Source organism: Dietzia sp. NPDC055877, from assembly GCF_053615975.1.
Window position 1 is genome coordinate 49,130 of record NZ_JBSHCV010000007.1, and the last position, 12,555, is coordinate 61,684.

Below are 12,555 nucleotides of genomic sequence, written 5' to 3' on the forward strand. Positions count from 1 at the left end.
GCGACATGTCCGCAGGTGCACGGCCCGCGGCCGCCACGATGGTGGCCCGGTCATGGGAGCGAAGCAGGCGACTGGGGATCGATCCGGAGCGCTCGGACCCGGTGGTCGACCTCCAGGGCGCCGCGCTGTCCGCGCATCGGGACGGCAACCGGATGTCGGCGGTGCTCCCGATCGTCGAGAAGGTCCTGGTCTCGGGGGTCGTGGACAGCGGCCATCTCGTGGCCGTGGCGGACGCCGACGGGCGCCTGCTGTGGCTGTACGGCAATCGGGGCGTCCGGACGAGAGCCGAACGCATGGCCTTCGTGCCCGGGGCCCTGTGGAGCGACGAGGTCGTGGGTGCGAACGCGCCCGGCCTGGCGCTTCGTCACGATGTCCCGGTGCGGGTCCGGGGTGAGGAGCACTACCTGGCACCCGCCCATTCGTGGAGTTGTTCGGCGGCGCCGGTGCACGACCCGATCACCGGCCGGGTGATCGGCGGCATCGATGTCACGGGCCGGGATTCCGCGGCGTCGGACGAGATGTTGGCCCTCGTCAGGGCGACCGTGCTGCTCGTCGAGTCGGAGCTGCGGGCCGCGATGTCGGGATCGTCGACGTGGACTGGGCGTACGTCCGGATCGTCGCGTCGCCTGTCCGTGCTGGGCACCCACCGGCCCGCGCTGGAGGGCCACGGGCCCGTCACCGGCCGCCACGCCGAGATCCTGCTGCTGCTGGCCGCATACCCCGAGGGATTGTCCGGTGGGGCGCTCGCGGAACTGCTCGCGGAGGGCAGGTTGGACGAGGTGAGTGTCCGCGCGGAACTGTCCCGGCTGCGTCGCGTGCTGGGTCCGGCGTCGATCGACTCGCGGCCGTACCGGCTCGACCCGGGGCTGCTCGGAACCGATGCCCATGAGGTCGAGGACCTGCTGGGGCGCGACGTCTCGGCCGCGGTGGCCGCCTACCGCGGACCCCTGCTCCCGGCCTCGGATGCGCCCGGGGTGGTGGAGCTGCGCGAGGGGCTGCACGCCCGGGTGCGGGCGGCGGTGCTCGCGGCCGGGTCGACGGAGGATCTGAGGGACTGGGTGGCCGGGCCGGGTCGCGACGATCCGGAGGCGTGGCGGGCCCTCTCCGTCGCGCCGGGGACGCCCCCGGCGAGCAGGTCGGCGGCGGCGTCGATGACCCGCGTTCTGGACGGGCGTCTGGGAGCGTGATGCGCGGGCGGCCCACGGGGCCTTGCTCGGCGCGATCCGGCGCCGGACCCGTCCGACCGGGCAGGTGCGACGGCGCCGCTCGGACGGTTGGGGCGCTCTGACCAGACGGGAGTCGTCGTAGGCCCGTTCCCGCACCTCGTTCGGCTGCGCATAGTGAGCCATGTCACACACACTGCCGCCGTCGCTCGACGGGGGCCCGCCGAGCAGGAGGCGCACATGGCGATCGAACTGAATCAGATCTGGGACATGCCGATCAAGGAGTTCCACCCCCTCCCCAAAGCACTGCTGGGCGTCGGGGCGCATGACATCCTCGGCGTGGAGGCCAAGAAGCTGGGCATGACCCGCGTGCTCATCATGACCACGGGCCTTCGCGGCTCGGGGATCATCGAGGAGCTCAAGGGAAAGATCGAGTACCAGGGCCTCGACGTGGTGGTCTTCGACAAGGTGGAGTCCAACCCGAAGGACTACAACGTCATGGACGCCGCCGCGCTGTACAACTCGGAGAAGTGCGACGGCATCATCTCGGTCGGTGGCGGCTCCAGCCACGACGCCGCCAAGGGCGCTCGAGTGGTGATCGCACACGACGGTCGCAACATCAACGAGTTCCAGGGCTTCTCGAAGTCGACCAACTTCGAGAACCCACCGCATATCGCGGTGTCCACCACGGCCGGCACCGGGGCCGAGACCTCGTGGGCGTACGTGATCACGGACACCTCGGACATGGACAACCCGCACAAGTGGGTCGCGTTCGATGACGCGAGCCTCGTCTCACTGGCCATGGACGACCCGCTCCTCTACTACTCCTGCCCCCAGCACTTCACCGCCTACTGCGGGTTCGACGTCCTCGCGCACTGCTCGGAGCCGTACGTGTCCCGGCTCGACTTCGCCCCGTCGCTGGGCAACGCGCTCTACGCGACCAAGCTCGTCGCGGACAACCTCGCGACGGCGGTTTACGATCCCCGTAACCTCGAGGCGCGGACCGGGATGATGAACGCCCAGTACATCGCGACGCAGGCGTTCAACTCGGGCGGGCTGGGGATGGTCCATTCTCTGTCCCACGCGATCAGCGCGTTCTACGACACGCACCACGGACTGAACAACGCGATCGCCCTGCCGCGGGTATGGGAGTACAACCTGCCGGCGCGCTACAAGCGCTACGCCGAGCTCGCGCCGCAGATGGGCGTGGACACGCGGAACATGAGCACCGTCCAGGCCGCCGACGCGGCGGTCGAGGCCGCGATCCGGCTCGCCAAGGACGTCGGCATCCCCGACAACTTCAGCCAGATCACCCCGGGTCTGTACGCGAAGAACCAGATGGGCACCGGCAAGTACGAGAACAAGGGCACGGTGATCGACACCTCGGCCGAGAGCGTCCGCAGGATCGCCGAGCACATGATGGAAGACGCGTGCACGCCCGGCAACCCGCGCGAGTCCACGGTCGAGTCGCTGATCCCGATGGTCGAGCACGCGATGACCGGCTCGTACTGACGCGGCCGGTACTCACGCGACCGGCACGGACGCACGAACCTCCCGGGGCGGGCGAGCGCAGACCCCCGCCCGCCCCGGTGAGCCCACACCCCACCAAGGCCGCACGGCCACCTGAAAGGACCCGTCAATGGACGTCACGAAGGTTCCCGAGGTCGACGAGGCGGGCCCCTCGGAGACCGTGATCGAGGTCGAGGCGCTGGAGGCGGCCCTCCGCGAGACCGGGTACATCATCGATCGCGAACTCGCGACGGTCGTGCACCTGGCGACCGTACTGGACCGGCCGCTGCTGCTGGAGGGTCCTGCCGGCGTGGGCAAGACCGAACTGGCCAAGTCACTGGCCGCCGCGTTCGGTCGCAGACTGGTCCGATTGCAGTGCTACGAGGGGCTCGACGACTCCCGCGCCCTGTACGAGTGGGACTACGCCAAGCAGCTGCTCCACGTCCAGATGCTGCGGGACCGGATCACCGGTGAGCTCGAGGGGTACGAGGACCTCGCGGCCGCGTCCGCCGCACTGGCGGGCATGGACGTGGGGATCCACGGCGAGGACTTCCTGGTCTCCCGGCCGCTGTTGGAGGCGATCACCTCCGAGGACCCGGTGGTCCTGCTCATCGACGAGATCGACCGGACCGAGGAGTCGCTCGAGGCGATGCTCCTCGAGGTGCTGGCGGAGAAGCAGGTGACGATCCCCGAACTCGGCACCTTCCGCGCGCGGACCATGCCCTGGGTGATCCTCACCTCGAACGACACACGCGAGCTCTCCGGCGCTCTGAAGCGTCGCTGCCTCCACTTCCACGTGGACTTCCCGGACACCGCGCGCGAGACGGAGATCGTCCGGTCCAGGGCCCCGGAGGTCCCCGCGTCCGTGGCGGCCGCGGTCGTGGAGAAGGCACGCCGACTGCGCGGCCTGCCGCTGCGCAAGGCGCCGTCGATCTCCGAGGTGGTGGACGCGGCCCGGGTGGCGTCGATACTCGGTGAGGACCGTCCGGAGCTGGGCGGTGCCCTCGTCGCGGCACTGCTGAAGTACCGATCCGACGCCGACCTCGCGCGTGAGGACCTCGGTATCGGGGATGACCGCCCGGCAGAGCACCGACGCGACATGCGGGCCGCCGCCGACACGACCGGGGCGTCGACCTCCGCCGTGTTCGGCGCCGGGCGCGCCCACAGTGCGTCCGGCCGGTCAGCCGGGCCCCGGTGATGTCCACCCCGGTCTCGCCCTCCTACGTCCTCGACATCGTCGCGGTGACGTTCGGTCGACTCCTGCGGGAGCGCCGGGTGGAGATCTCGCCCGCCGAGGTGCTGGAGGTGCGGGCGGTCCTCGACGTGGTCGGGACCACCGACCGCGGCGTCCTGCGGTCGGCGCTGCGGTCCGTGGCGGTCAAGTACCAGCGGGAGAACCCGGGCTTCGACCGGGCGTTCGACCACTTCTTCGCCGGGGTCGACGCGGCCCGGACCGACGACGACGGCGAAGGACCCGGCGCCGCCGGACAGGTGGGGCGGCTGCCCGACGAGCTCGAACTGTCCGCGGACGACCCCTCGTCGTTCGCCCCCTCGGATCTGGACCCCGCGGAGATCGGCGACCTGGTCGAGGGGGAGGAGACGGCGAGGCGGGACGAGAGCATGCACTACGACGACTCGGATTTCTCCACCGCGACGGGCCAGGAGGAGTTCGCCGTCCAGGAGGGTGCCGACCGCTGGGAGTCCTCGGTCACGTACGAGATCGAGGTCGACCGTGCCTCGTCCGATCGGGCCGGCGAGATGGGGTCCTCGGCGATCTCGGTGTCGGGCGACGGAGCGCTGGAGTGGTCGGACGCGCTCGACATCCTCCGAACTCTCGACGGCTACGACGCGCGCCGGGTGTACTCGGAGCACGGTGCGGACGCCGGGGAGCTGACCACCGAACAGATGGGCATGTTCGTCGACGCGGTCGTCGCGTTCCTGGAGAGCGTCTCGGACGCCTCCGGCGACGGGCGCCCGGACGATCCGGAGGCCTCGCGCGCGCAGGACCGGGCGGGCCTCGGCGATCTGGAGCGGGCGAGTCACGAGGTGATGCGTCGGATCCGCGGTGCCCCCCGGCGGCGGTCGCGGGCGTTCGCCCACGGGGGGTTGGACTCCCGTGCGACGTTGCGCAGGGCGTGGGCGACGGACGGCGAGGCGTTCACGATCATGAACCGGTCACGGGTGCCCGGGCCGCTGAAGCTGGTCATCCTCGTCGACGTGTCGCTGTCCGTCCGACCCGTCACCGGCTTCGTGCTGCGTCTGGCGCAGAGTCTGCACCGGAAGGTGAACCGGTGCTCGGTCGTCGCCTTTGTCGACCGGCCCGTGGACGTCACCGATCGACTGCTGTCCTCGTCCGGCGACGACGCGCTGACCACCGTGCTGGCCGCGCCGGGGCTGGATCTCGAGGCGAGCAGCGACTACGGGCGGATGTTCACCGAGCTGCTCGATCGCCACGGCCATCTGGTGGACAAGCGAACCTCGGTGCTGGTCGTGGGGGACGGTCGCAGCAACGGACTCGACCCACGGACGGACCAGATGGCCGTTATCAGCCGGCGATCACATCGAGTCGCCTGGATAACCCCGGAGGCCAGGCGGTACTGGAACCAAGCCACCTGTGGCCTCGGATCATACGAACAGCACCTCGACGGGATCGTGACAGCCCGGGATCCCGCGGAACTGTCCGAACGGGCAGGTCTGTTGGGAAGTGCGCTCGGCTGAGTACCCGCCGGGCCTATCGTTGGCCCATGACCTCGGAGGCCCGCGTGGCGAAGTTCCACACGCCGGAGATCCTCTTCGGCTTCGGAGCTCTGCCCGAGGCGGCGACGGTCGCACTGGGCCTGGGGGCACGTCGTCCACTTGTGGTGACCGATCCGGGACTGCAACGCACGCCGTGGCCTGACGTGGTGCTCGACGGGCTGCGGAGCCAAGGGGCGCGTCCGGTGGTGTGGTCGGACGTGTGCCCCAACCCCCGGGCGACGCAGGTGCTCAGCGGTGCCGAGACGTACCGCACCGCTGGGTGCGACGTGATCGTGGCGGTGGGCGGCGGCTCCGTCATCGACGCCGCCAAGGGGGTGGCGCTGGTCGTCTCCAACGGCGGGCACGTCCTCGAGTACGAGGGCGTCGACCGGGTCCGTCTGCCGCTGCCGCCGATAGTTGCCGTCTCGACGACCGCGGGCAGCGGCGCCGACGTCTCCCAGTTCTGCGTCATCAACGACGCGGACCGGGGGACCAAGGTGACCATCGCGAGCCGGTCCCTGGTCCCGGATGTCGCGGTCATCGACCCGGCCACCCACGCGACCGTTCCCGCCGACGCCAATGCGGCGGCCGCGATAGACGTGCTCTCGCACGGGGTGGAGGCTTATTTTTCGCGTGCCGCGGGCCCGCTGACCGATTCGCATGCCCTCCGTTCCGTCGCGTTGTGCGTGCACGCCCTCGACCGTCTGGCAGGAGGGGACGCACACAGTCGTGAGCAGCTGGAACAGATGGCGCTGGCCTCGCTCGAGGCTGGGATGGCGTTCAGCAACGCAGTGCTGGGCGCGGTCCATGCCATGAGTCACCCCGTTGGGGGACGGTACGACTCCACCCACGGACGGATCAACGGTGTGCTGCTGCCCCACGTGGTCCGGCACAACGGTGAGACGCTCACCCCGGGACGGGTCGAGGATCTCGTCCGGGCGGTCGGCATTCCCGCCAGCGCGCGGCCCACGATATCGGTGGACAGAATCGCGAACCGATTCCGGGACCTCGCCGACGGCATCGGTCTGCCGGGGGGCCTGGCCGATCTCGGGGTGCGGGCGGACGACATCCCGATCCTCACCGAGCACGCGATAGCTGACCTCTGTATGGCCACCAACCCGAGACCGGCCACCAGCGAGGACATCGACGGTCTCTACAGGGAGGCGTCATGACAGCCCCGGGGCCCGGTGCCGCGCCGAGGGACGAGGGGCCCACCGATCTGGACACCCTGCTGGGCCTGCGGTCGGTCAAGCGCAGCTTCTTCGACCAGTACCGCGAGGCCGAATCACGCCTTCGCAGGTCCATGCACGCGCTCGACCGGGTCTCCGGGGCGCTGGTGCGGACCGCTGAGGGGCCGGAGGCACTGGTGCGTTCGGTCCTGGGGGTCGCCTACGACCAGCTCGACTCGCACTGGGCACTCATGGCGATTCGAGACGGGCAGCTGCCCTCGGTCGAACCCCGTCATCTCATCATGGATCCAGGGGGACGGTTCGTGGCGTTCGAGGGCGGGGAGTTGTCTCCGGTGCCGGACGATGTTCCCAGCGACGTCGTCAACGCCCTCAATGCGGTACTGCGCGGGGGCGGTTCGGTGGAGCTCGCGGAGGTCAGCGGGCCGGACGCGGTGACGGTGCCGTTGGTACTCCACGGCGGCGTGATCGGGGGACTGGCGTCCTGGGGTCGAGCGGGCCGGCAGGCCGACGACATCGACTCCGTGGTCCTGAGGATCCTCGCCGCGCAGGCGGCGGTGGCGCTACAGAATTCCGTGCTGTTCCGGGACAAGGAGATGCTGCTCGCCCGGGCCGAGGAGGCATACGAGCAGGCCCGTGGTCACGTCGTGGAGCTTTCCCGCCGCAACTCCGAACTCGAGCTGGCGCAGCGGGAGCTCGACGCCGCGCACCGACAACGGATCCTCGATGTCGAGCGTTCGAGGATGGCGCGGGAACTGCATGACAGCGTGTCCCAGCTCGTACTGGGGGCGGGCATGCATCTCCAGCTGGGGCTCGACGTCACCCCGCCCGACGAGGCACCCCGTCCGTTCCTCGACCAGGCGGCGCGGTTGACGGCCCAGGCCGTCGAGCAGTTGCGGTCGGTCATCTACGCACTGCGCACCATCGATGACGAGGACGGCCGACTGAGTCGCCTTATCGACGATCTGTGCAGGTTGCATGTGCCGTCGCACGTCGAGGCCGAGGTCGTCGTCGTTGGGGAGGAGGTCCCCACACCTCCCGAGGTCGAGCACGAGATAGTCCGTATCGCGGGGGAGGCCCTGTCCAACGCGGCGAGGCACGCCGATGCGAGCCGGATGATCGTGACCGTGGAGTTCGGGGACGGGACTGTCGGTCTGACGGTGGAAGACGACGGAAAGGGACGCCCTGACGAGATGCGTCGCCTGCTCGAGCGGCCCCGGGTCGAGTCGCTGCACGGACACCACGGACTGGTGAACATGGCGGAGCGGACGGCGATGGTGGGCGGCCGGATCCGGATCACCGCGTCGGCCCTCGGCGGCGTGGCGATCGCGGTTGTCGTGCCCCACGTGCGTACCGAACCGGGGTCGACGGGAGCCGGGTCCCCGAGGCGGGGGGTGACGGGATGAGCACCGGGCCGATCAGTACCGTCCTCGTCGATGATCACGCCGTCTTGCGCGAGGGCGTCAGATTGATGCTCGAACGGGAGGCCGACATCACGGTGGTCGGCGAGGCGGCGACCGCGGATGACGCGCTGGGGGTGCTCCGCCGCACCCGGCCGGACGTCGCGGTGATCGACCTCAAGCTGGGCGCCGGGTCGGAACTCGACGGGCTCCGGCTGTGCGCGGCGGTCCGAGATCTGCTTCCCGACGTCGCGCCGCTGGTCCTCACCACGTTCCTCGACGAGGCGATCGTGGTACGCGCTGTCCGGGCCGGTGCCCGTGGGTACGTGGTGAAGAATGTGGACGTCACCGAGCTGGTCACCGCGATCCGGTCGGTGTCCGGGGGCCAGAGCGCCTTCGACCCCCGGACGGCCGCGATGGTCGTCGACACCCTCCGCGGCGGGGCTTCCACGCCCGAGATCCTGTCGGGTCGCGAGGTCGAGGTGCTCCGGCTCCTGGCCGAGGGTAAATCGAACAAGGAGATCGGAGTCGAGCTGTTCATCTCGGCCACCACGGCGAAGTTCCACATCAGCAACATCCTGCGCAAGCTCAAGGTCTCACGCCGCGCCGAGGCCGTGTATGTCGCGAGCCGGCAGGGTTTGCTCTGACCAAGGGGGCCGATCGCAGGGCGCGGCGGGGGCCAGGTCGATCACGAGCCATCCGCCGTGGTGCTCGTCGGTACGTGTTCGGATCGCGGCGCCACCCCGGTCGAGCGCGCGGACCCGGTCTCCGAGGTGTTCCAGCGCGGCGAGGTCGAAAGTCCGGACATGTCCGTACTGGGCGACGGCGACCTCCTCGAACGGGACGGCGATGACCAGACGCCTCCGGGCGAGCCGGAGCGACTCGCGGATGACATCCCACCCCGAGGTTTCGTCCAGGTGTTCCAGGACGTGGACCAGGTAGACGGTATCCGCCATCCCGGGTGCGAGCGGCGTGCCGCGGGCGTCCAGGCAGACCGTGGCCGGGGGAGCGTCCCCGTCGGGTGCGCAGGTCCGGAGCAGGCGGAGCACGGAGGGGTCCAGATCGCACGATATGGTCCGCACCCCCTCACGGGCCAACCGCAGGGACAGGAATCCAAAGCAGCACCCGATCTCCAGGGCACTGTCCCCGGCCTGCTCGCCGACCGCCCGGTCGTGGACGGGGGAGAACGGGCACGCCCCGCGGGCCAGTGCCGCGATCGAGGAGCGGTAGTAGGCGGACCAGCACTCCTGCCACGACCCGCTCCGGGAGGTGACGAGCGCGGTCACGGCCCGGTGGAACTCCTCGACGGTGCGCAGGACGCCCGTGTGGAGCAGGTCGCGCGCCATCGTGGGGATCACCGCCTCGCTGAGCTCGTCGTTGTCGAAGTCGTGCCCCAGGCACACCCGGTCGGCGTCCGCGTGGACGAGGAACGCGCCGAGTCGCCGGGCGGCGACGCCCGGGCCGCCCCGCGCCACGGAGATCTCCCTGGGGGCCCGGGGCGTCAGCATGGTGTCCATGCCCGCGGACGCTAGGTCGGCGCGGGCCGCACGGCGGGTCGAATCGACTGTGTTCCGGCAGGTCGACCGGGTACGGACCTGGCCGTTCGGACGGTCCGGCACGGCGGTCCGCGGCGTCGGCGTCAGATGCAACGTGCGTGCAACGTCCGGGGGAATAGTGTCGTGGCTCACAGTCGCCGACCGCAGGGGTCGGCGTCCCGAAGAACGCGAGAGGTGTCGACATGCCCGTCTTCTCCCAGCCCGGTTCCGCCGACGCGGTGATGTCCTACGAGAGCCGCTACGACCACTACATCGGCGGCGAGTGGGTCGCGCCGGTCAAGGGCGAGTACTTCGAGAACGTCGCCCCGCAGACCGGGCAGGTCTTCTGCGAGGTCGGCCGCGGTACCGCGGAGGACATCGAGGCCGCGCTGGACGCGGCCTGGGCCGCTGCGCCGGCGTGGGGCGCGAGCTCCGCCACGGAGCGGTCGCTGGTCCTGCTCCGGATCGCCGATCGCATGGAGGAGAACCTCGAGAAGATCGCGCTCGCCGAGTCGTGGGACAACGGCAAGGCGATCCGCGAGTGCCTGGCGGCCGACATCCCGCTGGCGATCGACCACTTCCGCTACTTCGCCGGCGCGATCCGCGCCCAGGAGGGCGGCATCTCCGAGATCAACGGGGACACCGTCGCCTATCACTTCCAGGAGCCGCTCGGCGTGGTCGGCCAGATCATCCCGTGGAACTTCCCGATCCTCATGGCGGTCTGGAAGCTGGCCCCGGCCCTGGCCGCCGGCAACTGCGTGGTGCTCAAGCCGGCGGAGCAGACCCCGGCATCGATCCTGTTCCTGATGTCGGTCATCGGCGACCTGCTGCCGCCGGGCGTGATCAACGTGGTCAACGGCTTCGGCACCGAGGCCGGCAAGCCGCTCGCGTCCAACCCGCGCATCCGCAAGGTGGCCTTCACCGGCGAGACCACCACGGGCCGGCTGATCATGCAGTACGCGTCCGAGAACCTCATCCCGGTGACCCTCGAGCTCGGCGGCAAGAGCCCCAACATCTTCTTCGAGGACGTCATGGACGCCGACGACGACTTCCGTCAGTCCGCGCTCGAGGGCTTCGCGATGTTCGGCCTCAACCAGGGCGAGGTGTGTACGTGTCCCTCGCGCGCGCTGGTGCAGAAGTCGATCATCGATGACTTCACCGACCTCGCGATCGAGCGGGTCAGGCAGATCAAGACCGGAAATCCGCTCGACACCGAGACGATGATGGGCGCCCAGGCCTCGACCGACCAGCTCGAGAAGATCCTGTCCTACATCGACATCGGCAAGCAGGAGGGCGCCGACGTGCTCACCGGCGGCGGCCGCGCCGAGCTCGAGGGCGATCTCGCCGGCGGCTTCTACGTGGAGCCGACGGTCTTCCGCGGCCACAACAAGATGCGCCTGTTCCAGGAGGAGATCTTCGGCCCGGTGCTCTCCCTGAGCTCGTTCACCGACTTCGACGACGCCATGATGATCGCCAACGACACCCTCTACGGTCTCGGCGCCGGCGTGTGGTCGCGCAACGGCACCACCGCCTACCGGGCCGGCCGCACCATCCAGGCCGGCCGGGTGTGGACCAACACCTATCACCAGTACCCGGCCCACGCGGCGTTCGGCGGCTACAAGCAGTCCGGCATCGGGCGCGAGAACCACCGGATGATGCTCGACCACTACCAGCAGACCAAGTGCCTGCTCGTGGGCTACTCGGGCAAGCCCCAGGGCTTCTTCTGATCCAGCGCTTCTTCTGAGAGGAGACCGGTCATGGACGACGTCTGCGGATTGCCCTCGGGAGGGAGCGTGTCGATCGCGGCGCGGGCCCTCCCGCCCGAGGGGGCGCCGGCCGCGCTGCCGGCGCGCGTCGTGGTCACCGAGCCGGCCGCGCAGCTGATCCGCGAGCTGGTCGAGCGCCACGGGCCGGTGATGTTCCACCAGTCCGGCGGGTGCTGCGACGGTTCGGCGCCCATGTGCTACCCGGACGGGGAGTTCCGCGTGGGGCAGCGGGATGTCCTCGTGGGGGAGGTGGACCTGGCGCAGGGCGCCCGGGACGTACCGGCGGACGACGACGACGAGGCGCGCCTGAACTCGTCGTCGTCGTCGACCCGGGTGCGCGTCTGGATCTCGGGCCCACAGTTCGACACCTGGAAGCACACGCAACTGGTGTTGGACGCGGTCCCGGGCAGGGGCTCGGGGTTCAGTCTCGAGAACCCGACCGGCAAGCGGTTCCTGTCGCGGGCGCGCACGTTCGATGAGCGGGAGCTGGCACTGCTGGAGGAGTTCCCGCCGAAGCTGGGCGGCGAGCTGGAGGACTGAGAGCGCCGTGCCGTGGCCGCCGGGAGCGCACCGGCCCGGGCCGATCCGCCCAGGCCGGTCGGCTTCCGGCGGTAGAGTCCATTCATGGATACCGACCGAGTGAACGCTGCCGACCCGCTCGACGTCGATGTCGAGTTCCTCACCGCCGACCTGCGCTCCGACCTGCTGCGACGCTGGAACGACCCGCAGCGGCGCTACCACAACGAGACGCACCTGCGTGCTGTGCTCCGGGCGATCGACGCCCTCGAGGCGGACGGTGAATCCTTCGACGGGACCGCGGTCCGCCTGGCCGCGTGGTGCCACACCGCGGAGTTCGATCCCACGGAGTCGGAGAACAACGAGAAGTCGGCGGTGTGGGTCGAGCGGAAGCTCGATCCGGCCGCGCCCGTCGAGGAGGTCGCGCGGCTCGTCCGACTGATGGGCGGGCACCGCGTGGAGGCCGGGGATCCCAACGGCTCGGTCCTGTCGGATGCCGACCTGGTGGTGCTGGGGTCGGACCCGGAGACCTACGACGCCTACACCCACGACGTGCGGCACGAGTACGCGCACGTGCCGGGGGACCGGTTCGTCGCGGGGCGGATCGCCGCGCTGGAGGGCCTGCTCGAACGTAGGTCGGTGTACCTGACCCGGGCGGGACGCGACGCGTGGGAGCGCCAGGCGCACGCCAACCTCAATCGCGAGCTCGGGCTGCTGCGGGCGGGTCTCGGCGAGGACTGATC

11 protein-coding genes are annotated in these 12,555 nt (G+C 70.2%); 10 read left to right on the forward strand and 1 reads right to left on the reverse strand.

The features are described 5' to 3' along the window. The first annotated feature begins 5 nt into the window (after positions 1 to 5). The 7 genes from ACWGLC_RS09945 (at position 6) to ACWGLC_RS09975 (ending at position 8,642) form a co-directional block, all read left to right on the forward strand. Positions 6 to 1,187 carry a GAF domain-containing protein gene (locus ACWGLC_RS09945; protein WP_452099758.1) on the forward strand — a complete coding sequence of 394 codons (1,182 nt, stop codon included), beginning with the start codon at positions 6 to 8 and terminating at the stop codon, positions 1,185 to 1,187. A gap of 216 nt (positions 1,188 to 1,403) precedes the next feature. After that, positions 1,404 to 2,675: an NDMA-dependent methanol dehydrogenase gene (gene mdo / locus ACWGLC_RS09950; RefSeq protein ID WP_452099759.1), complete on the forward strand. Its 1,272-nt coding sequence runs from the start codon at positions 1,404 to 1,406 to the stop codon at positions 2,673 to 2,675. A gap of 127 nt (positions 2,676 to 2,802) precedes the next feature. Further along, a complete protein-coding gene (locus ACWGLC_RS09955; protein WP_452099760.1) occupies positions 2,803 to 3,870 on the forward strand; it encodes a MadB family AAA-type ATPase in 1,068 nt (355 codons plus the stop codon). Continuing rightward, positions 3,870 to 5,390, forward strand: coding sequence for a VWA domain-containing protein (locus tag ACWGLC_RS09960; RefSeq protein WP_452099825.1), 1,521 nt, complete (start codon positions 3,870 to 3,872; stop codon positions 5,388 to 5,390). The genes ACWGLC_RS09955 and ACWGLC_RS09960 overlap by 1 nt, the downstream gene beginning before the upstream one ends. A gap of 26 nt (positions 5,391 to 5,416) precedes the next feature. Then, positions 5,417 to 6,580, forward strand: coding sequence for an iron-containing alcohol dehydrogenase (locus tag ACWGLC_RS09965; protein WP_452099761.1), 1,164 nt, complete (start codon positions 5,417 to 5,419; stop codon positions 6,578 to 6,580). Then, positions 6,577 to 8,001, forward strand: a complete 1,425-nt coding sequence (locus ACWGLC_RS09970) for a sensor histidine kinase (RefSeq protein WP_452099762.1) — start codon at positions 6,577 to 6,579, stop codon at positions 7,999 to 8,001. The genes ACWGLC_RS09965 and ACWGLC_RS09970 overlap by 4 nt, the downstream gene beginning before the upstream one ends. After that, the gene (locus ACWGLC_RS09975) at positions 7,998 to 8,642 is read left to right on the forward strand and encodes a MadR family response regulator transcription factor (RefSeq protein ID WP_452099763.1); all 645 of its coding nucleotides are present in this window, start codon (positions 7,998 to 8,000) and stop codon (positions 8,640 to 8,642) included. Before ACWGLC_RS09970 ends, ACWGLC_RS09975 begins: the two co-directional genes overlap by 4 nt. Here the strand turns inward: ACWGLC_RS09975 and mftM are convergent. Further along, entirely contained in the window at positions 8,592 to 9,512 is a 921-nt protein-coding gene (mftM, locus tag ACWGLC_RS09980) for a mycofactocin oligosaccharide methyltransferase MftM (RefSeq protein WP_452099764.1), read from the reverse strand. The genes ACWGLC_RS09975 and mftM overlap by 51 nt on opposite strands. A gap of 221 nt (positions 9,513 to 9,733) precedes the next feature. Between mftM and exaC the strand changes: the two genes are divergently transcribed. From exaC to ACWGLC_RS09995, 3 genes are all read left to right on the forward strand, one after another. Continuing rightward, a complete protein-coding gene (gene exaC / locus ACWGLC_RS09985; RefSeq protein ID WP_452099765.1) occupies positions 9,734 to 11,257 on the forward strand; it encodes an acetaldehyde dehydrogenase ExaC in 1,524 nt (507 codons plus the stop codon). 30 nt (positions 11,258 to 11,287) lie between these two features. Beyond that, the gene (locus ACWGLC_RS09990) at positions 11,288 to 11,836 is read left to right on the forward strand and encodes a DUF779 domain-containing protein (RefSeq protein ID WP_452099766.1); all 549 of its coding nucleotides are present in this window, start codon (positions 11,288 to 11,290) and stop codon (positions 11,834 to 11,836) included. An 84-nt stretch (positions 11,837 to 11,920) separates the two neighbouring features. Continuing rightward, positions 11,921 to 12,553, forward strand: coding sequence for an HD domain-containing protein (locus tag ACWGLC_RS09995; protein WP_452099767.1), 633 nt, complete (start codon positions 11,921 to 11,923; stop codon positions 12,551 to 12,553). Positions 12,554 to 12,555: the final 2 nt, after the last annotated feature.